Origin of the sequence: Hafnia alvei, assembly GCF_964063325.1 — a bacterium.
Classification (GTDB): domain Bacteria; phylum Pseudomonadota; class Gammaproteobacteria; order Enterobacterales; family Enterobacteriaceae; genus Hafnia; species Hafnia alvei_B.
The window spans coordinates 944,407-964,886 of sequence record NZ_OZ061315.1 but is presented as its reverse complement, the minus strand read 5'-3'; the positions used below and the strand labels follow the sequence as shown (position 1 = coordinate 964,886).

Annotated in this window: 14 protein-coding genes; 3 read left to right on the top strand and 11 right to left on the bottom strand. The window is 50.8% G+C overall.

Annotation, left to right across the window (positions count from 1 at the left end):
* Positions 1–244: 244 nt before the first annotated feature.
* Together AB3Y96_RS04555 and AB3Y96_RS04550 are read right to left on the bottom strand one after the other, a co-directional pair.
* Positions 245–1,267 (bottom strand): nickel/cobalt transporter, encoded by a 1,023-nt coding sequence (locus AB3Y96_RS04555; protein WP_367298585.1) that lies wholly within the window; start codon positions 1,265–1,267, stop codon positions 245–247.
* On the bottom strand, positions 1,258–1,923 hold the full coding sequence (locus tag AB3Y96_RS04550) for a DUF1007 family protein (RefSeq protein ID WP_367298584.1): 666 nt from the start codon (positions 1,921–1,923) through the stop codon (positions 1,258–1,260). Before AB3Y96_RS04550 ends, AB3Y96_RS04555 begins: the two co-directional genes overlap by 10 nt.
* 178 nt (positions 1,924–2,101) lie before the next feature.
* Here AB3Y96_RS04550 and AB3Y96_RS04545 point away from each other — a divergent pair, with 178 nt between their 5' ends.
* The gene (locus AB3Y96_RS04545) at positions 2,102–3,112 is read left to right on the top strand and encodes a PRD domain-containing protein (protein WP_367298583.1); all 1,011 of its coding nucleotides are present in this window, start codon (positions 2,102–2,104) and stop codon (positions 3,110–3,112) included.
* A 61-nt stretch (positions 3,113–3,173) separates the two neighbouring features.
* Here AB3Y96_RS04545 and glyA read toward each other — a convergent pair whose 3' ends face one another.
* Positions 3,174–4,427: a serine hydroxymethyltransferase gene (gene glyA / locus AB3Y96_RS04540; RefSeq protein ID WP_063585795.1), complete on the bottom strand. Its 1,254-nt coding sequence runs from the start codon at positions 4,425–4,427 to the stop codon at positions 3,174–3,176.
* Positions 4,428–4,797: 370 nt separating this feature from the next.
* On the opposite strand from glyA, the gene hmpA reads away from it, so the two are divergent.
* Positions 4,798–5,988, top strand: coding sequence for an NO-inducible flavohemoprotein (hmpA, locus tag AB3Y96_RS04535; RefSeq protein WP_367298582.1), 1,191 nt, complete (start codon positions 4,798–4,800; stop codon positions 5,986–5,988).
* 564 nt (positions 5,989–6,552) lie between these two features.
* On the opposite strand, the gene AB3Y96_RS04530 is transcribed toward hmpA, so the two are convergent.
* The 3 genes from AB3Y96_RS04530 to AB3Y96_RS04520 all read right to left on the bottom strand — a co-directional run bounded on the left by AB3Y96_RS04530 (position 6,553) and on the right by AB3Y96_RS04520 (position 12,188).
* Positions 6,553–7,410: an aldose 1-epimerase gene (locus AB3Y96_RS04530; RefSeq protein ID WP_367298581.1), complete on the bottom strand. Its 858-nt coding sequence runs from the start codon at positions 7,408–7,410 to the stop codon at positions 6,553–6,555.
* The gene (locus tag AB3Y96_RS04525; protein ID WP_072307663.1) at positions 7,407–8,837 is read right to left on the bottom strand and encodes a sugar porter family MFS transporter; all 1,431 of its coding nucleotides are present in this window, start codon (positions 8,835–8,837) and stop codon (positions 7,407–7,409) included. Before AB3Y96_RS04525 ends, AB3Y96_RS04530 begins: the two co-directional genes overlap by 4 nt.
* A gap of 81 nt (positions 8,838–8,918) precedes the next feature.
* Complete coding sequence (locus AB3Y96_RS04520) at positions 8,919–12,188, bottom strand: DUF5107 domain-containing protein (RefSeq protein ID WP_367298580.1); 3,270 nt, start codon at positions 12,186–12,188, stop codon at positions 8,919–8,921.
* A 116-nt stretch (positions 12,189–12,304) separates the two neighbouring features.
* Here AB3Y96_RS04520 and AB3Y96_RS04515 point away from each other — a divergent pair, with 116 nt between their 5' ends.
* Positions 12,305–13,504 (top strand): ROK family protein, encoded by a 1,200-nt coding sequence (locus AB3Y96_RS04515; protein ID WP_072307661.1) that lies wholly within the window; start codon positions 12,305–12,307, stop codon positions 13,502–13,504.
* Positions 13,505–13,585: 81 nt separating this feature from the next.
* Here the strand turns inward: AB3Y96_RS04515 and AB3Y96_RS04510 are convergent, their stop codons facing one another.
* From AB3Y96_RS04510 to AB3Y96_RS04490, 5 genes are all read right to left on the bottom strand, one after another.
* Positions 13,586–14,770 carry a cytochrome c gene (locus tag AB3Y96_RS04510; protein WP_367298579.1) on the bottom strand — a complete coding sequence of 395 codons (1,185 nt, stop codon included), beginning with the start codon at positions 14,768–14,770 and terminating at the stop codon, positions 13,586–13,588.
* Positions 14,767–16,677 (bottom strand): NAD(P)-binding protein, encoded by a 1,911-nt coding sequence (locus AB3Y96_RS04505; RefSeq protein ID WP_367298578.1) that lies wholly within the window; start codon positions 16,675–16,677, stop codon positions 14,767–14,769. The genes AB3Y96_RS04510 and AB3Y96_RS04505 overlap by 4 nt, the downstream gene beginning before the upstream one ends.
* 223 nt (positions 16,678–16,900) lie before the next feature.
* Positions 16,901–18,328, bottom strand: a complete 1,428-nt coding sequence (gene patD, locus AB3Y96_RS04500; protein WP_025800402.1) for an aminobutyraldehyde dehydrogenase — start codon at positions 18,326–18,328, stop codon at positions 16,901–16,903.
* 405 nt (positions 18,329–18,733) lie between these two features.
* A complete protein-coding gene (locus AB3Y96_RS04495; RefSeq protein ID WP_367298577.1) occupies positions 18,734–19,546 on the bottom strand; it encodes an ABC transporter permease in 813 nt (270 codons plus the stop codon).
* Positions 19,536–20,480 carry an ABC transporter permease gene (locus AB3Y96_RS04490; RefSeq protein ID WP_043491192.1) on the bottom strand — a complete coding sequence of 315 codons (945 nt, stop codon included), beginning with the start codon at positions 20,478–20,480 and terminating at the stop codon, positions 19,536–19,538. Before AB3Y96_RS04490 ends, AB3Y96_RS04495 begins: the two co-directional genes overlap by 11 nt.

Sequence of the window (20,480 nt, the reverse complement as noted above, 5' to 3'; positions counted from 1 at the left end):
ACATGGCGTTTTTATCAAAACCACAAAAAATATTTGTATTAAAAACACCCACTAGGTGCCATAGATTCTTTGACTTCCACGGCAGGATAGGTTAAAAATAACCCACTGTGATGCGCTTGTTTATCTAGGCAATTTTATTACTGCAACATTGCTTTGATAATGAGACTTCGCCAGAAAGGCCGCTAACCTAACTGGCACAAAAAAACCGTCTTTAAGACGGTTTTTTTGTTTCTATCACAATACGTTAACGCCCAACAATCCTACCACTTCCCATCCCCGCAGGGATTGCGCTTTGATACATCAGCAAACCCACGAAGATCAGCAATACACCGCCGATAAACATCAACAATAATCCCCAATATGGGCTAAAGCTGCGGCCTCGTTCAATCGCCCAGCGAACAACTATCTGCCGCGCCATATGAACCAAAAGCGCAATTCCGCTGATCGTTAACGCCGTCCCCGCCGCCATCGCCATTGCAGCTAAAATACCCCAGCCATAAACTCCGATGACTTTGGAAAATAACAGCACCAAGATGGCCCCTGAGCACGGTCGCATTCCCATCGCTGCAACAACCGCAAACTGCGTTTTCCACGTAGTCGCCGCCGCAATTTCACTATCGCTCGCCACATGTTTATGCCCACAACCGCAGTTAGCCGAGTGACGATGCTCCTGATGAGCACTCTGATTCAACGGTTTAATAGCTGAAATCTGCAAGGGAGTAGAAGACGTCCGTTGCTTAAGCACGAAGACCTTCCTCAGAGCGCGCCAACAGAGAGCCGCACCTAAGACCATAACCAGCAGATAGCTGGCTTTCTCCAGCCAGAAACTACTTTGATGCAGATAGCGCGTTGAAAGCTGCAAAACGCCTAATACCCCTGAAACAAGAGCTATAGCGACCAGACCTTGTAGCAACGAAGCGGCTAACGTTAGGCGTACGCTGCTGCGTAATCGAGATGGATTGGTCGCCAGATAAGTCGTGATCACCACTTTGCCATGCCCTGGCCCCAAAGCATGAAGAACGCCATAGGCAAAACTCAGCGCAACCAGTGTTAAACCAGCCTGTTTTGAATTATCACCAACCTGCTGTAAAAGCTGAGACATCGATTGATGCAATGATTTTTGCCATTCAATCGCCACAAAAAGCCAATCGTTCCAGTGAACAGCGCCATACACCAACGCTGAAATCAGCAGCAATGCCGCTATCGCCAAAGGCATATAGCGCCATAGCGTCGACTTTTTTGGGATAGTCGGAACGATCAATGACATGTGATCTCCACGCGCTGCGCAAACTGTTTCCCTAACTCCATGTCTTCATCAGGAGCATCCGCTTTATCAAGATTTTGCGCATAGGCTTGTAGTGACGTATCAGGCTTAGGCGTTATCAATTCTAATTTACACCTCGCCTGAACATCGACAGGCAGGCTGATAGAGGTCGCATCAGCGTAGGTCATATCCACGTAATAAGTGGGATCGTAGGTCAGGACGGAAAAATGGGCGTTCAGAGGCTGCGGCTTTGCCAGCAGCATTTCAAATGACAAAATAGCGTTATTGCCATCGCGGCTGAGATGATATTGGCGTGGGCGATCGAGGAATTTGACCTTTTTGCCATCGTGATAAAATTCAGTGAAATAGTGCTGGCCAATCACGTTTGCCATCACTTCTGCGGCTAGCTGTTTCCAGATTTCCGACCCGTTCGCCGCATTGCCTGCATCGTAGAGCAGATCGGCTGATGTGAGCGGATCCATCGTCCACGTCATGTTCATTCCGATCAGTTGGTTATCGTTCATCACAAACGCATTTTTCATTTCAATAAAACTATGCGGGTGCGCTAACCCCGCGCGAGAAAAAATGAGCCCGCCGATCATGATTAACCAGCCAAAGCAGCACAGAAATCGCTGTTTTTTGATCCCAAAATACAACATAAACGCCCTATTTAATCCTTAGCAACAGCCGCAAAGCGCGGCAGGTAATCAAACTCATTCATTTCTGTATCACAAAAATACAAAAACTTGGCACATCAGCACCGCGCCTTTGCACAACTTTGCTATTCTTAGCCAACAAACATGTTCATTCACTGCTCGAAACTAAAGAGATATGAATATGAGTTTAGACACACCTCTGGTGCCTGAGCTCTCAGCACAGCAAAGGCACTGTAATCTTGTGCTATTGCTGTTCACACCGACAACCCCGCTACATCTGGCAACCATTGGCCGGATTAATCGTGTATTGCCCGAACAAGCCGAATTAGATATCCACAGCGTTGCACAAGAGATCATGCGTTTTCATGCGCTGCGTGTGATCTTCCATCCTAAACAAGGTTATCGGCTACAAGGTTCAGCTTACGATCAGCGGCTTTGTCTGCTGCACTGGTTAAGGCGCTCTCAACGGCTTGTTCCTAACAGCATTGAAACTATTTTTGTGCCCCGCATCAATGAGAGCCCAACAGGTATCACTACAGCTCATTTTTCACAACAAATCATCGATGTGCTCGTTCAGGCTGAAGCCACCTTGCAGCGTAATTTTAGCGACCAGCATCGCGATCTCATTCGGTCTTTTTTACACTACAGCCATTATCAAAGGCAAACCGCACAGCTCCCGGTCTTTCCGGCACATTTAAAGCGCTGGCTACAAGCCAAAGAAGAATACAGCGTGGCGCGAAATCTGTGCCATGCCGCTTTTGGGCAGCTACCCGCTCAGGCGCTCGATCTAGAATCAGAATTTACCACGCTGTTACTAACGCTCATTAAAACCTACCGCTATTTGCCCCACGCTTACCCAGAAGATCGGCGTTTGATGGATGAGATCGAGGTTGCCATTCGGCAAATAGAACATGCTACTCACGTGACATTTAGCCATCGGGAACAGCTTTGTACTCAGCTATTTGCCCATATGGGCCCCGCGATTGAACGCTGCTTATTTGGCTTAAAAATCAGTAATCTATTATTGGATGAAATCGAACGGCTTTATCCCGGGCTGATGAATATGACTCAACAGGCCGTTCGTCATATCGAACTCGATTACCATATTCATTTTCCACCCGAAGAACTGTGTCTAATCGCCGTGAGTTTTGGCGCATGGCTGATGCAGGAAGGCGTTCTGGCAGACAAATAGGCGGGTTTTCAGCGACAAAAAAGCCCGCTTTAAAGCGGGCTTTTCACATCAAGCCAAAAGATTATGCGTAAACCGGTAGGCGTGCGCAAATATCTAATACTTTCTGTTTAGTACGTTCGATGGTGGCTTCGTCGTTGATGTTATCCAATACGTCACACATCCAACCAGCCAGTTCACGCGCGTCAGCTTCTTTAAAGCCGCGGCGAGTAATAGCCGGAGTCCCCACGCGAACACCTGAAGTCACAAACGGGCTCTTCGGATCGTTAGGCACGCTGTTTTTGTTCACGGTGATATTGGCGCGACCCAGCGCGGCGTCAGCATCTTTACCGGTGATATTTTTATCAACCAGATCCAGCAGGAACAGGTGGTTTTCAGTACCGCCAGAAACCACTTTGTAACCACGGTTCAGGAATACTTCAACCATCGCTTTGGCGTTTTTAGCGACCAGTTGCTGATAAGCTTTAAACTCTGGCTCCATCGCTTCTTTCAAAGCAACGGCTTTACCGGCAATCACGTGCATCAGAGGGCCACCCTGTGCACCAGGGAATACCGCCGAGTTCAGCTTTTTATACATCTCTTCGCTGCCACCGTTCGCCAAAATCAGGCCGCCACGCGGACCAGCCAACGTTTTATGGGTCGTGGTAGTCACAACATGCGCATGTGGGACAGGGTTTGGATAAACACCCGCAGCGACTAAACCAGCAACGTGGGCCATATCGACAAACAGATAAGCACCGATGCGGTCAGCAATTTCGCGCATTTTCGCCCAGTCAACCACGCCAGAGTAAGCAGAGAAGCCACCGATGATCATTTTCGGCTGGTGTTTTTCAGCCTGAGCTGCCAAGTCGTCATAGTCGATATGGCCGCTTTCATCGATGCCGTAAGGAACGATGTTGTACAGTTTGCCGGAGAAGTTAACCGGAGAACCGTGAGTTAAATGGCCGCCGTGTGCCAAGTTCATGCCCAGCACGGTATCGCCTGGCTGTAACAGCGCAGTGTATACGGCAAAGTTGGCCTGAGAACCGGAGTGCGGCTGCACGTTGGCATAATCTGCGCCAAACAGCTCTTTCGCACGATCGATAGCCAGTTGTTCAACGATATCAACGTATTCGCAACCGCCGTAATAGCGCTTGCCTGGGTAACCTTCAGCATATTTGTTGGTCAGCTGAGAGCCCTGAGCCTGCATAACACGCGGGCTGGTATAGTTTTCTGATGCGATAAGCTCAATGTGCTCTTCCTGACGCACGACTTCCTGCTCCATTGCCTGCCACAGCTCGGCATCGTAATCGGCAATGTTCATTTCACGCTTTAACATCCGCTTCTCCTGACTCAGCTAACCTGAATTGTCTATTCGCTAGTGTTCAATAAAAATACACCCCGTAAGGCGACTGCCCACAGTGTAATATGTTTTCACCTTGTTACGATAGACCCTAGGCCATGTTTTTACGCAAACGTTTGGCTTGGCGCTACATAAGGCTTTAATACTGCACATGAAGACGCATGCCTGCAGGAGTTTTCTTCAAATGTGATATGCAACAATTTCACCTTGGCGAAACAAAAGCGATAAAAGCGCTAAGTAAATAACATCAGCACAACAAAAATAGGGATTTACAGCTCAAAGAAAAATCTGTAAGTTGCATTTTAAATACATCAATTAAAACACCTGCAATGACGAGGACTTTTTTATGTTGGATAGCCAAACCATCGCCACCGTTAAATCCACTATTCCATTATTAGCGGCTACGGGGCCGAAGCTCACTGCACACTTTTACGACCGGATGTTTGAACACAATCCCGAGCTAAAAGAGATTTTTAATATGAGTAATCAGCGCAATGGCGATCAGCGAGAAGCGCTGTTTAACGCCATTTGTGCTTACGCCACTAATATTGAAAATCTAGCAGCGCTGCTGCCCGCCGTTGAACGCATTGCCCAGAAACACGCCAGCTTTAATATTAAGCCAGAACAGTATCAAATCGTCGGTCATCACCTGCTGAAAACCTTAGAAGAAATGTTTAATCCGGGTGACGAAGTTCTGGAAGCTTGGGGCAAAGCCTATGGCGTTTTGGCCGATGTCTTTATCCAGCGTGAATCTCAGATTTACCAGCAAAGTGAAACCACTGAGGGTGGCTGGCGCGAACTTCGCCCGTTCAAAATCCTTAAGAAAGAAAAGCAAAGCGACTTAATCACCAGTTTTATTTTGGTTCCTGAAGATGGAAGTCGCGTAGCCGATTTCCAGCCGGGGCAATATTTGGCTGTTTATATCCGCCACCCAAGCCTGCCGCATCAGGAAATTCGCCAATATTCTCTGACCAATGAGCCAAACGGCGAATACTATCGTATTGCTGTAAAACGTGAAGGTCAGGGACAAGTATCGAATTTTATGCATGATATCGCGCAAGAAGGCGACGTGATCCACATCGCGCCTCCGCACGGTGATTTCTTCTTAGAAGTAAAAGAAAACACGCCTGTTGCATTAATTTCTGGCGGCGTCGGCCAAACCCCAATGCTTGGCATGCTACGCACGTTACAGGCTCGTGGTCATCAGGGCGAAATCCAGTGGCTACACGCAGCAGAAAACAGCAAGGTTCGCGCCTTTGCCGATGAAGTTAATACGATTATCTCCGCAATGCCTCAGGCTCAAAGCCACGTCTGGCTGCAAGAAACCAGCGCAGACGATCGTATTGATATCGATTTCAACTATCAGGGATTGATGGATATCACCCCACTCGCTGAGAAATTGAATAACCCAGAAATGCACTACTATTTCTGTGGTCCAGTTGGATTTATGCAGCATGTCGCCAAGCAACTACAAGCACTAGGCGTCGATGCCGACCGTATGCACTATGAGTGTTTTGGGCCACATAAGGTAGTGTGAGGGTTTTTGCATCATCGATTGATGATGTGATTATGTGATCACTGTGTAAGGTTTCGACCGCCAATCAGCAGCGGCTTTCACATGCCACTCTGTTGAAGGCGTTCGATAAGGGTGGGCCAGAGCGCCCACCCTTAACCCGCGCTCTTTTATCCGCAATGCCATCTCCGCGCCGGGTCGGCATGCGCCATCCATGGCGCCTCCTCCCCTAGTGGAAACCTCCTGTTTCCACTGCTCTAACTACCAAGACTTAAACAATTAAAAAAAATAGAGAAATAATATAAAAAGATAAGAAGGTAAAAATGTCTTTTGTCTTTTGTCTTTTCATGTTTAAAGAGTGCATTTTAGAGCCGCCAGCAGGGATGCTGGTGGCAGGTTGAGGGCGTACAGGATGTACGCTCCGAGACCGGTCGGCCAAACGACTCGGTAAAAAGCGCGAGAGTCGAGAGGTTGCGCGCTGGCAACCTCTCGTCGGACGCCTGCGCCAGTGGTTTCATAGAGCGCTATTTGCTCATGGGCGGACGAAAACCTTCACTACTCAAACATAAAAAAGGACGCAGCTACCGATCAGTCTCCCACCTCCACCCTCATCCCCATCTCCGTCACCTCCCCTTTCCCCAACAACACCAGCCCCGGTTGTCCATCCATATTATGGGCATCAACAGGATGGCTTTGCGGTTCAAGGCAAATAAACGGTTCATCAGGCATTTGAAACAGCATCAGATAAGGTACGGAACTGCGTAACGAAATCGTCGGCTGATTCGGCGTCACAAGATGAGCAATGCCACTCCACCCCGAATAGCCCTGATTCATCCACACATTATCCGGCACTTTCGTGCGGGTGAAATCCAGCGCTGCTGGCGTGTTACCCTGCCATGCTAAGGGCAAATGCAGTTCGCCCTCTGGCCAATAGCCTGAAGAGGAAAACTGAATTTGTGTCTGCGGTGTTTTCACAAAGAAAGGATGAAAGCCTAGCCCATAAAGCATCGGCTCCACGCCACAGTGGCGTAATGTAAGATGCGCGCTGAGTCCTTCGTCCGTGAGCCGATAAACCAAATTCGCCGAATAATCAAAACCACAGCTGTGTTGCACTCGTAGACCAAGGGAAATGTGTGTGCAGCTCAAATCTTGCAGTTGCCAGCGCTGTAGCCAGCCATCGCCGTGTAAAAAAAATTGGTTATCCAAGGCACTGTCCGGCAGACAAATTTCACGTCCGGCTAAGTAAAAGCGATTATCTCGCACTCGGTTCGCCAAAGGTAACATAGGAAACAACGCGCTTTCGCCCGGATGCCACCCAGTCGCCTGTTGATAAGGCCGAAGAATTTCCGTGCCACTACGCACGTCATCAAAGCTTAAGATCGCCGCGGACTGCGCTGTCACCCGCAGCCGAAACCGCGAGGTAGAGAGAGTATAGATATCCATCATGCTTGTTTCACGCTTGATTCAACGGGTTTGGTACTCCCCGCCAACTGATGTTCTAGCGCTTCCAGCGTAACACCTTTGGTTTCAGGCACGCTGCGTAATACAAACACAAACCCGAGCGCACAGATGATGCCATAAAGTAAGAAACTCCCCGATGCCCCCAAATTCGCATTCAACAGCGGGAAAGTGTAAGTCAGTAAGAAACAGGCAATCCACAGCGCCAAAGTCCCAACCGACATCGCCATACCGCGCACGCGGTTAGGGAAGATTTCAGACAGCAACACCCACGTCACCGGCGCAAGCGTCAGGGCATAAATCGCAATCGCAGCAAGCACCAGCAGCAAAACAGGCAATCCCATAATGCCCAGCGCATAAGCACCGGCAATCAGCACATAGATGATGGTCAGGCCTGCGGCTCCCAGCAGCATTAATTTGCGACGCCCCAGCTTATCCACCAGCGGTAAGGCAATAATGGTAAAGATCAGATTAATCAACCCGGTAGCCACTATCGATTTAAGCGTGCTGTTGATATCGAAACCGGCTGAAGCAAAGATCTCCTGCGCATAGTTAAAGATCACGTTGATCCCGCACCACTGCTGGAAAACCGCCAGCACGATCCCAATCACGATAATCGGCCTAACACGTGGATTCAGGAGCTCACTTGCCGCCACTTTCTGCGTATTTTCGCCAAGCGTTTCACGAATATCAGCCATCGTTTCTCGCGCATATTCGGCACTACCGATACGCCGCAGCATGCGTTCCGCTTTGTCCTGTTTACCGGCCTTCGCCAACCAGCGCGGGGAATCTGGTACCAAGAACATCAGGAATAAAAACAGCACCGCCGGAATCAGCTCTGCGCCAAACATCCAGCGCCAGCCAACTTGTCCATTCCAGCTTTGCAGAATGTCCTGCATGGTTGCCGAGCTGGCAACCGGTTCAGCGATCATCAGGTTAACCAACTGAGCGGCCAAAACGCCAATAACGATCGTCAGCTGGTTGATGGCTACAAATTTGCCCCGTTTTTCGGCCGGACTCACTTCAGCGATATACATTGGGCTCAGCGCGGAAGCAAGACCAATGCCTACGCCGCCAACGATGCGGTAAAACACGAACCAATCAAAGTGCGTTGCCACCGCCGTTCCCCACGCAGACGCAGAGAATAGAATGGCTGAAATTATCAGCGGCAGCTTGCGACCAAAGCGATCGGCGCACCAGCCAGAAATCAAAGCACCAAAAACACAGCCCGCCAATGCGGAGCTCATCGCCCATCCTGACTGAGCCGGATCGGTGATCCCAAAATAGGCTTCATAAAAGGGTTTAGCACCGCCAATAACCACCCAGTCATAGCCAAAAAGTAACCCGCCACAGGCCGCGACCAGACATATCATCCAGACGTAAGACATATTGAGATGGTTCTGCGTGGTTTTCATTTTTTCACCTTATTTTAACCTTGTAGGACAGAGGTTTACGCAGTCATAGAAATGTGGGCCACAACCGTGGCCCGTTGTGGCTTAGTGATTAAAGATGCCGTGTTGTACTGCTAGACATAACAAATGCGCTTTATCATGAGCCGGATTGCGTTTTAACAGCTCATCGGTGAGGCGTATAAAGCTCGCTTCATCGCTCAGCCCTAAATGCCCTAATGCCTCAACCCACAAGCAGTGTTGGCTATGCTGTTCCTGCGCCGATGCATCTAGAACAATCAGGTCAGGCAGAGAAACGGCGAAGAAATCAGGTTCTGATAAATCATTTCTATGCTGTTTAGCCCAATCGACCATGGATTGGAACTGCTGCTGAGCCTGCTCTCGCTCACCCAAACGCGCAGCCGCCATCGCTTGGTAAAACAGATAATCAACAGGCTGATCGTTGTAGTAACGTCCCGCACTCAGCGCAGAACCGCCCTGCAGTGCGTGCTGTAACGCAGATTGAGACTGCTCTTTTTCACCCATTTTCTCGGCGCAAATAGCCATTAAGAACCAGATGTCGTTGTCGCTTTGTCCCACCAAACGCCCTTCGCCGAGGTTGGAGGGATAGCTAAGCGACTGACGTAGCACGTCGTAGGCTTCGGCGTAATGGCGCTCCTGCATCAACGCCAACGCACGGCGCTGATGGTTAATTAAAAACTGCCCTGTGACTTTGCCTTCGCCGCCTTCCCATGGATGGAATTGGCGGCGCCACAGAATTTCAGCGGCCGCATCCACTTTATGGTGAATGTGATAAAGACTGAGCAGCTCAGCGGTGAGATCGTCACGTTTAAGCGCCACATCGCGGCGATCGTCCAGCAGTTGCAGGCGCTGTACGGTTGGAACCGCCGTTAGTTTTTGCAGATAGCTGAACTCAAACAACAGGCGTGGATTTTCAGGCTCAAGGTCAAGCGCACGCTGGAAATACTCCGCGGCTTGACCCAAATTGCCCTGCTTGTTAAATGCATAAATCCCAAGCACGCGGTGCAGCGCGGCAAAATCTGGCATCTGCCTTAATGCAAACAGCCAACAGGATTCGGCGCGGGCATAACTACGCTTGCTGTAGAAGAAACAGCCCAGGAGATATTGAGCAAAACCGTCTTGAGGAAGGCGTTGTAAAACAGCAATATCATCCAAGGTGTTAGGGAAGCGGACTTTAAGCGCAAAGTTCTCACGCGCCAGCTGTAAACAGTGGCTTCGCTCGCTTGCGTCCTGAGTTAATGCCGCACGATACAGCAGCGGGAGCGACTCTTGGCTGTTCAAAAGTTTCAGCAGCGCCAAAGCTTCTTTTTCTCGGCCTAATCCCACCAGCCATCCTGCTAACACGCAGGCGTTGACTCCTCGCGCTCCCGCAACCTGAGTCAATGCGCTCGCGTCGCCGTTCAAAACCGACTGCGCATACAGCAAGACATAGCTCAACGGATAGTGGGTCAACTGAGAAGTGACATATTCAAGCGCCTGTTTGGTCTCTCCCAACTGCTGTAAAACCAGTGCCTTTAACCCCATGGCTAAATTGTTTGCGCCGTTGAAATTCAGGCTCTGATTGATAAACGTCAGGGCTTGTTCCGCATCGCCTTTTCGCAACGCTAAGCGTGCCAAAGCATAAAACGCCGCATCGCGGCAATTTCCACTCCACGTGGCTTTGAAATAGTCATCATAGGCCTGTGTTTCTTGCCCTAGCTTTTCGCGGGCAGAACCCAGCAGCATGCTTGCCTGACCGCACTGCGGATTTTTATTCCAGCGCTGCGCACGTTGCAGAGCGGTATTGGCATGACTTGCCGCCAGCTCAAAATCAGCGCGGTTAAACTCAAGCGTTGCCAGCGCAACGTTACAGCGATAATCGAGAGGATCGATATCCAATGCACGGCGGTAATAATCAAAGGCTGAACGGCTGGCGTGGAGATATTGCTCAAGATGTTGGCCGATAAAATAAAGCTCATCGGTATTGGTGATTTGCTCTGGTTTTTGTGGCGCAGTCGCCGCCTGAGGCAGTGGGGTTTCTTCAGGGATATGCTCGAGATAGCTGATAATTTCGCAGCCATCGCGATCCAGCAACAAAAGCGTTAAGCGCTGCGGTGAACTAACAGGCAACGCGTGCAGCCATGCTTGAGCCGGTTGAAGAGAAAGCGGTTGGCGGAAAATTTCCTCGCCTTCGCCTTTCACCACTAGCGATACATCGTTCAACGGAGCAATGGCGTATAGACCAAGCTGTAATTCCCCGTTTATACGCTCAAGCTTAATCGCTGCCTGCGTATTGGCATTCTGCAAGGTTCCTAGCTTGCTGTATGGCAGAAAGTTCTGCACAAACACCTTTTCTTCGTAAGGCGCAAGCCAGGTAAAGTCCGGCTGGTTATCGGTGAATACGCCCGTCATCAGCTCAATGTAAGGACCGTTGTGATCGGTTAAGTTGCGATCCCACGCAAGGCCAAAATCGCAGTTGCCCCACGTCCACTGCTTTTTACCTGGGGAAACGTGGTGATCGGCGATATGCAGCAGACCGCCTTGCTCACCGTGATGATAAGCACCAACAAAATCGTAATCTGACTTATCAGCCATATATGACGTCGGCACGGGAATATTCTTGTAGCGGGAAATATCAACGCCAGCGGAGTAATCCACTTTATAGTAGGTGCCGGTTGCAATAGGGAAAGCCGAAACATCACGCTTGCCGTGGTCATACACCGCCGTGACATCGGGCGGGAACACGCTTTGGTGATCGTCGCCGCCTTTCACCGCAGGGTTTGCCCACCACAGGAAATGACGCGGCGTGGCGTTACCGTTGAAAACTTTGCCCTTAATTTCGATCAACGCTTTTTGTGGATACAGCGTAAAACCGGTCATAACCTGTAAACCACGCATCGGCTCAACCTCTCCCAGCCAAACCGTTTTACTGCCGTCGTCCTGTTGGCTAATCGTCACATCCACCGGCATAAACGTGGTTGGACGATGATGCTGCGGCCAGTTAAATTCAATTCCGCCAGAGATCCATGGCCCAACCAATCCCACCAGCGCAGGTTTAATGACTTCGTTGTAATACACAAAATCACGCTGCATCACTTTGTCGTAGGCTCGATGAATTCGTCCCCCGAGTTCAGGCAGCAACATAACGCGAATGAAATCATTTTCCAGCCATACGGCCTGATACTGACGATCTTCACATTCACCGGTTAACGTATCGATCACGCCATAGGGATAGACCGCGCCAGACGATCCTTGATAAACCCGCTTTTCTAAAAACATCGGGTTGGGATCTTCCGCTCCGGTGCGATAGGTCGGTAAGGTCACACTTTCTTGCCAAACTTTGACGTCGCCGTACATTTCCGCATCTCCAGTAAAAAAATGACAGTGAACTGATGTATGTTTGCAGTGTATGTGAGCGATTCTTTTCCGTTGTGAGCAACGCTCACGCAATACAGTTAACGGAGTTAAGTGAAATGTTTGATCTGGGATTGAATAATCAGCGGGTGCGTCATCTCAATAAGCGGATATTGATGGCGTTGATCTACCGCTATAAGCACGCCAGCAAATCGATGCTGGCGCAGCAAACGGGGTTATCCATTCCGGCGATTGGAAAAATACTGGAAGAGCTGCTGGATGAAGGGAAAATAGAGCACTCAGATCGCATGCTCAGCAACCGCGGATTAAGCGGTGGGTGCTATCAGATCCCCGCGGGTAATGCCCTTATTTTATGTATGAACATAACGCCAAACTGTATTGAGAGTCAGCTCGTCAACAGCCAGATTTTGCCCTTGGGTGAATATCAATTTACCGCCGTTTCAGCGCCCCACCCTCAAGATCTACTGACGGCCATTGAACAGGTCTATTACCAGCAGAGAAAGCTTTACCCACAGCGCACCATCCAGTTGGCACTGGCCGTTCACGGTCAGGTCGATCCTGTCACCGGCGTTTCACAAAATATGCCGCAGGCACCATGGAAAGAGCATATTGAAATGAAATATCTACTAGAGGAAAAGCTGAAAACTCGCGTTTTGCTCGACAATGACTGCGTGATGCTCGCGTTGGCGGAGAAATGGCAAAATACGGATAATCAGCAAGATTTTTGCGTTATCAATGTGGATTATGGGATTGGTTCGTCATTTGTGATTAACCAGCAGATTTATCGCGGTAGCTTATACGGCAGCGGACAAATCGGGCATACCATCGTAAATCCCGACGGCGTGGCCTGTGACTGTGGCCGCTACGGCTGCTTGGAGACCGTCGCCTCGCTTTCTGCGCTAAAAAAACGCGCGCGCATTTGGCTGAAATCTCAGCCACACAGCAGCATTCAAACCGATTGGGATTCACTCAGCAGCAAACACCTCATTGAGCGTTACCAGCAAGGCGATCTGCAGGTGCAATCATGGGTGGATAGCGCGGCAAGCGCCATTGGCCTCAGCCTGTATAACTTTCTGAATATTTTGAATATCAACCGGATCTATTTCTACGGTCGCAGCTGCGGCTTTGGCGATCGTTGGCTCAGTGCCATTATGCGTCAAACGGGGTTTAATCCTTTTGATCCCGCCGATCCGAATATGACAAACGCCACCCGCATCGGCTTTGGCCAACTGACCCGGCCACAGCAAATTATGGGGATTGGGTATTTATATGCCGAGAAGGCGTTGGAAGGGGTTTGAACATTCGGCTAGTTTAATTTTTCTTACCAAATCGATTCCCTCCCCGTCGAAGGGGGAGGGTTATAGCGTATTAGACCAATACTACTTCTTAATTTCAGCCCGCACTTTCCCTACCTGTTCAGCCGTAACGGGCTCTGCTTTATTTCCCCAGCTGCCGCGCAGATAACTCATCAAATCAGCGGCCTCTTGGTCATTCAGCGCCCAACCATAGCCCGGCATCGCATAAGACATATGCTGTTGCGTGACCGGCGTTTGCGCGCCGTCGAGCACCACGCGGATAAGCGTTTGCGGATTATCGGCATTCACCGTGAGGTTCCCTGCCAGACGCGGAATGGTGAAATCAACGCCCTCACCTTTCGGGGTATGGCAAGTAGAACAATAACGCGCATAGGTTTGAGCCCCAGACAGCATCGCACCCGCCGCCGGTTTGGTCGGCTTAGCGTCATTCGGTAAGGCTTCCAAGCTGAGCAGGTAAGTGGCGATTCCTTTTAGATCGCTATCTGTCAGGTATTGTGAACTGTGTGTAACCACTTCTCCCATTGGACCACTGAGCGCGGCATGGCGGCTGCGGCCTGTCTTGAGCAGTGACACTAAATCATCTTTGCTGACGTTTAGACCACGTAAAGAAGGCGCATACCAACCATCCAGCTCTGCACCGTTCAAGAAGCGTAGCTCGGCCTGATCCATACCTTGTTCCTGCATCGCCCAACCGCGCGGCGTATGGCAGGCACCGCAATGCCCAGCCCCTTGAACCAGATAGGCGCCGCGATTCCATTCATCGCCTTTTTCCGGCTGTGGCTGGTAAATGCCGTCTTGTAAGAACAATGAATTCCAGATACCTAAAGGCCAGCGCATAGAGAGCGGCCATGGAATATCGCTCTTTTGATTTTCAACCGTCTGCGGTTTCACTTCGGTCATCAGGTAGTCATATAGCGCCCGCATATCCTCAGGCGTCATTTTGCCATAAGAGGTGTACGGCATCGCGGGGTAGAGGTGATGCCCATCTTTCGCCACCCCTTTGCGCATGGCCTTATCAAAATCATCAAAGCTGTAGCTACCAATGCCGTATGTTTTATCTGGCGTAATATTGGTAGCGTAAATATCGCCCAACGGCGTTGCGAAGCGCATTCCCCCCGCCAGCGCTTGTCCTTGAGGAGAGGTATGACAGGCCGAGCAGTCGCCCGCTTTGGCCACATATTCACCGGCCGACATCGCACTTGCGCCCATACAGGTGCTTAACAACGTTAAAATCAGTAACGGTTTCATACGCTCTCCTTGTTCATCGCGGTTAGCTCGTTCACCGCTCTCCACGCCTGATCAACCGCAGAGTTCGCGTAAGGGCTCCAATCTGAATCCGAGTTGGCGATGGTAATACGCCCTATCGGCTGGCGTGCAGTATGAATAATTTGCTCGGCTTCTTTTTCATCATCGAACAGCCCGTTTAAGAAATAAGAGTAGCCGTGCGACCAGCGGTTAACCGTAATGGCTTGAATATCACGCTGATGATCGAAGCCTGCCTCACCAAACATGCCCTGCAGCTGCTCGCGGATCATTTTTTCATGCACTTCAAACGGTGTGCCTAAGAGCAATGCACGTCCCTTGCGCGACTGTTCACGCGGGCTTAAACCGCTGCCCGGCAGCGTGGGGACATACACCATATGCAGCCCGATAGGTTGGTTAGGATCGCGTGGATGCTGGTAGCCGCCCATGTTGACCGGATAATCTAGCTTCACGCGGCTATAAGGCGCGGCGGGAGAATAGATTTCATGCACCCCAAGTTTTACAAACGGCTGCCAGTTGCGGATCACCACTTTTGAATACACCAGCGGCGATTTCACGTTCTCTTTCAGCGCAGCGGCCTGTGTTTCAGGCATTTCCGGTACCAGATATGGGATCATCATGTTGTATCCCGCCATCACCACCTGCCCGGCACGAACACGATGCAGTTTGTCGCCCGTCAGATACGTCACATCAACGGAAGGTTTACCCTGCTCGTTCACGTTCGCGACATGTACACCGGTACTGTTTAAACGCAGCCGAACGAGAGAGTCTGGTTTATCTAACTGGCTGTAATCAAACTTCGCCAATACGATACTTTCCATCGTGTCACCCGGTGCAACGGCCGGAATTAAATGACGTACCATCAGGCGGGCCAAACCCGCGTTACCATCTGGGAAGTGGAAAATGTAGGGCTCATCGAGATCGGCCAGCGACTCGGCGTCCAGCGGAGGCAAATTCATGCCATCGAGCCCTGGTAATGCGCAAATACGCGCATCGCTACACGATGTAGCGTCAATACCAACCGCTTGGAAATCATTGGTACGCTGCTGGAAATAGCGGATCGCCATTTCACTCAGGCCCACTTTTTCTCGCAGGAATTGGCTGTAGCTATGGCTATCTAACCAAGCCACTTTTTCATCGGTATTGAGTTCAGGCAGATAATCTTTTTGTTCCGTGTGCAGCGCGATCAGCGCCTGACGATCGGATTCGGCTAGCGGAAAATCACTGATGAACGCGGTGATATCGCGGCCGTTTAAGCGTTCAGGGGCAATGTCATCGGCAACCGCTCGTCCCGGATCGCCGTTAACAATTTTATCAACGCCAAAGTTTTTGCGATCGAAATAAACACCACGGCTTAGCTTCATATCAGGATAGAAATTCTGATCGAAATCTTTCGCCATCTGTTCAATATCAACGTTGAGAGTTTTCAGCAGCCCCATTGCGACAGGGCTAAAGTTAGTACGCGGCGACTGGAAAGATTCACTGCCGCCGTAGCCGAGTATCGTTTTACCTTCAACGTTGAATTCGTTGCGCTTGGCATGCCCGCCAAAATCATCATGGTTATCGAGCAACAGAATGCGTTGATTTTTACCATGTAGCTGCTGCCAAAAGCAGGCCGCAGCCAATCCGCTGATCCCTGCACCGACGACCACCAGATCAAACCGATCTTCAATCGGCGTGCTTTTGGGATCGAAATGTTTGCCTTCACGCCCCAGTAAATGAGCCGCTTCAAACGATCCCGGATGGTTACCGCGTAAACCGGTCAAGGTTGGCGGATAGTAAAGGCTTTGGGTTAAAGCCTGAGGAGATGCTCGAAGTGCCTGCCACGGTGTTAATCCCGCTGCAATGGTGATTGCCATCCCATTGAGAAAGTCACGTCTTGTGATGCTCATAATGCTTCCCAGTTTTATTTTAAGATTTGAAATCGAAGGAAAATCACAATTATTTTACATGATGACAACGTATAGGTCAGCCATCAAATATTCTCAGGCTAAATATTGATATGACCCACCTCAGCCCTCCCCTTTGCAGAGGAGGGAGCAAAATGCTTTTTAGGATGGATTCAATTCTTCAAAGATATCTCCCCAAGAGCGGAAGACATGGAGGGGACATTGATTACCCGTGATTAATCATCACATGGCGCACCACGGTGTAATCCTCTAGGCCAAACATCGACATATCTTTGCCGTACCCAGAGAGTTTTTGCCCACCGTGTGGCATTTCACTCACCAGCATGAAGTGGGTATTCACCCATGTGCAGCCGTATTGTAAACGTGCGCTCATGCGGTGAGCACGGCCCACATCGCGCGTCCACACGGAGGAAGCTAAGCCATAGTTGGAATCGTTCGCCCAGCCCAAGACCTGCGCTTCATCATCAAACGGCGTGATGGTGATGACTGGCCCAAATACCTCTTTTTGCACGATTTCATCATCTTGTTTAGCCCCCGCTAAAATGGTTGGCTGGAAGTAAAAACCAGGACCATTAACGCGCGAACCACCGGTAGCTACCGTGATATGCGGCAACGCTTTGGCGCGTTCAACAAAGCCTTCTACGCGCTGTAGGTGCTGCTCGGTGATCAACGGCCCAAGCTCAGTGCTTTCATCGCCTGGATTCCCCATATCAAGCGTGGAGACCGTTTGCGCTAGCGCATCCACCACTTTTTGATAGATTGATTTCTGCACATACAGGCGGCAGGCCGCTGTACAGTCTTGCCCTGCGTTATAGAAACCAAATATGCGGATGCCTTCGACCACTTTTTCCACGTCGGCATCATCAAACACAATAACCGGCGCTTTACCGCCCAGCTCCATGTGTGTGCGTTTGATGGTAGACGCCGTGTGTTCAATAATATGCGCGCCCGTACCGATAGAACCGGTAAGGGAGACCATGCGCACTTTTGGGTGGCCTGTCAGTACGTCACCCACGTCTTTACCCAAACCGAACAGAACGTTAACGACGCCCGCAGGGAACAGATCGGCCAGCGTTTGGCACAGATGGAAAGCGGTCAACGGCGTTTGTTCCGATGGCTTCAGCACTACGGTATTACCCGCCGCCAGCGCGGGCGCTAATTTCCACGCGGCCATCATCAGCGGGTAGTTCCACGGTGCGATCGAGGCGATCACGCCAACCGGATCGCGGCGGATCATCGAGGTGTGATCAGGCAGATACTCACCGGCAACCGGGCCGCTTAAGCAACGGGTCGCACCAGCAAAGAAGCGGAAAACGTCGGCAATCGCAGGAATTTCATCTTCCAATACGCGCTGATAGGGCTTACCGCAGTTTTGCGATTCCAGCTTCGCCAGCACTTCGCCCTGCTGCTCAATCACATCCGCGACCTGCAACAGCAGCGCAGCGCGCTCCTTCGGCGTGGTTTGTCCCCATTCGGTGAACGCTTTGTCTGCCGCATTCACCGCCTCCTCAACCTGCGCGGCACTTGCCTGTGCAATATGTGCAATAACCTCCCCCGTGGCGGGATTGTACACAGGCAGCGCAGAACCTTGACCTTCGACCAAACGCCCGTTAATCAGCAGTTGTGTATGCATTGTTTTATCCTTCATTAAGAGAGGTGGCAGCGCAGCGCTGCCGGTTGTATACCCTTCTTATTTGGAGCTACTGCTGCGTTGGCTGCGCTCGTTCACCTGAATCACTTACTTATGTAAGCTCATCGGGATTAATGAGTCTCATCCCTGAGACTCACCCTACGGGCTTGCGCAAGCGCTGTTCAAATTGGTTCCAGACCAATTTGTCTCTCTCTTGCCGCCTTGCTGTAACTCCAACTAATTCGGGTATCTTCAGATACTTACAAACTAAAACATCTCACATCAAAATAGGCGTTATCGGCGCAGACAGTTTGTGGGCGGCCAGAGCGGAGCTACCGGAGCGTACATAAGTACGTGAGGATAGCGAGCACTGCCCAACCACAAAATGGCAAGTCAGATAGCCTATTTTTATTTACCCGCCCCTTCGACATCTTCCGAGCTTCTCGTCAGGTAATACGCACCTAAAATTGGGATCGCCGTCAGACACATCACGCACAGCGCAACCACGTTCGTGACCGGTACATCACGCGGGCGGTTAAGCTGATTTAGCAGCCACAGCGGTAACGTGCGCTCATGGCCTGCGGTGAAGGTGGTGACGATGATTTCATCAAATGACAGGGCGAAGGCCAGCATGCCACCCGCCAGCATGGCGGATGCCAAACTCGGCAGCATCACGTGGCGAAAGGTTTGCCAGCCATCGGCGCCCAGATCCATGGAGGCTTCAATCAAGCTGTGCGACGTGCGGCGAAAACGGGCAATGACGTTATTGAATACAATCACCACGCAGAAAGTGGCGTGGCCAATCACAATCGTCATCATCCCAGGTTCCATGTTGAGCGTTTTAAACGCCGAGAGCAGCGCGATACCCGTCACGATGCCGGGCAATGCAATCGGTAACAGGATCAGAAAACTGATGGTCTGCTTGCCAAAAAACTCACGACGATACAGCGCAGCCGCCGCCAAGGTGCCAAGAATAAGCGCGATGGTGGTTGCCATTGCCGCAATTTGCACCGAGAGCCATAGGGCATCCCAAACATCCTGCCTTCCCGCTGCAACCTCAAACCAGTGCAGAGTGAAGCCTTTTGGCGGAAAGCTGAACGCCGAGTCCTCGGTGTTAAAGGCATAGGCGGCAATAATTAAAATCGGGAAGTGTAAAAACACCAGCCCACCCCACGCGGCGATTTTGAGTCCCCACGGTGCAGCGTTGAGATCAGAGCGCATCGAAAGCCCCCAAACGTTTCACGATGGTTAGATAGATAGCAATCAGCACGATAGGCACCAGCGTGAAAGCCGCGGCCATCGGCATATTGCCAATCGCCCCTTGCTGGGCATATACCATGCTGCCGATGAAGTAACCGGGTGGCCCCACCAGCTGTGGCACAATGAAGTCACCCAGCGTGAGGGAGAAGGTAAAAATCGATCCGGCGGCAATGCCTGGAATTGCCAAAGGCAGCACGATATGACGGAAGGTTTGAACCGGACGCGCACCGAGATCCGCAGAGGCTTGTAACAGGGTTGGCGGCAAACGTTCCAGCGCGGCCTGAATCGGCAAAATCATGAACGGCAGCCAGATGTACACAAACACCATGAAGCGCCCAAGACCCGACGTCGACAGCGTACTGCCGCCAATATCAGGGATCCCCAGCACCCACGCCAGCACAGGCTCTAATCCCATGTAATGCAGGAACCATTGTGCCACGCCGTCTTTTGCTAACAGCAGCGTCCACGCATACACTTTAACGATATAGCTAGCCCACATCGGCATCATAATCGCGATGTAGAAGAAGGCTTTGCTACGACCGCTGGTGTATCGCGCCATGTAGTACGCGATAGGAAACGCCAGCAACCCGCAGGCCAGAGAAACCAGAATCGCCATCGTTAAGGTACGCACAATGATGTCGTAATTCGATGGATTGAACAGCGCCTTGAGGTTGTCGAGCGTGAAATCCGGCGTTACCGTCATGGTGAAATCATCAAAGGTATATGCCCCCTGCCATAGCAAGGTGAACAATGACCCTAGATAAATCACCCCAAACCATAGCAGCGGCGGCGTGAGTAACAGCAGTAAATAGAGCGTCGGGCGGCGGTATAAAAACGTGGAGAACCGGCGCGCCGGACGGTTACGAACTTCGGTGTAGTCCATGCCCATCTCCAT

Bases quoted from the DNA above. Each gene is read 5' to 3' on its own strand.
- AB3Y96_RS04495 (WP_367298577.1), bottom strand. From the start codon at position 19,546: ATGCGCTCTGATCTCAACGCTGCACCGTGGGGACTCAAAATCGCCGCG.
- hmpA (WP_367298582.1), top strand. From the start codon at position 4,798: ATGTTGGATAGCCAAACCATCGCCACCGTTAAATCCACTATTCCATTA.
- patD (WP_025800402.1), bottom strand. From the start codon at position 18,328: ATGCATACACAACTGCTGATTAACGGGCGTTTGGTCGAAGGTCAAGGT.
- glyA (WP_063585795.1), bottom strand. From the start codon at position 4,427: ATGTTAAAGCGTGAAATGAACATTGCCGATTACGATGCCGAGCTGTGG.
- AB3Y96_RS04525 (WP_072307663.1), bottom strand. From the start codon at position 8,837: ATGAAAACCACGCAGAACCATCTCAATATGTCTTACGTCTGGATGATA.
- AB3Y96_RS04530 (WP_367298581.1), bottom strand. From the start codon at position 7,410: ATGATGGATATCTATACTCTCTCTACCTCGCGGTTTCGGCTGCGGGTG.
- AB3Y96_RS04555 (WP_367298585.1), bottom strand. From the start codon at position 1,267: ATGTCATTGATCGTTCCGACTATCCCAAAAAAGTCGACGCTATGGCGC.
- AB3Y96_RS04545 (WP_367298583.1), top strand. From the start codon at position 2,102: ATGAGTTTAGACACACCTCTGGTGCCTGAGCTCTCAGCACAGCAAAGG.
- AB3Y96_RS04510 (WP_367298579.1), bottom strand. From the start codon at position 14,770: ATGAAACCGTTACTGATTTTAACGTTGTTAAGCACCTGTATGGGCGCA.
- AB3Y96_RS04520 (WP_367298580.1), bottom strand. From the start codon at position 12,188: ATGTACGGCGACGTCAAAGTTTGGCAAGAAAGTGTGACCTTACCGACC.
- AB3Y96_RS04515 (WP_072307661.1), top strand. From the start codon at position 12,305: ATGTTTGATCTGGGATTGAATAATCAGCGGGTGCGTCATCTCAATAAG.
- AB3Y96_RS04505 (WP_367298578.1), bottom strand. From the start codon at position 16,677: ATGAGCATCACAAGACGTGACTTTCTCAATGGGATGGCAATCACCATT.
- AB3Y96_RS04550 (WP_367298584.1), bottom strand. From the start codon at position 1,923: ATGTTGTATTTTGGGATCAAAAAACAGCGATTTCTGTGCTGCTTTGGC.
- AB3Y96_RS04490 (WP_043491192.1), bottom strand. From the start codon at position 20,480: ATGGAGATGGGCATGGACTACACCGAAGTTCGTAACCGTCCGGCGCGC.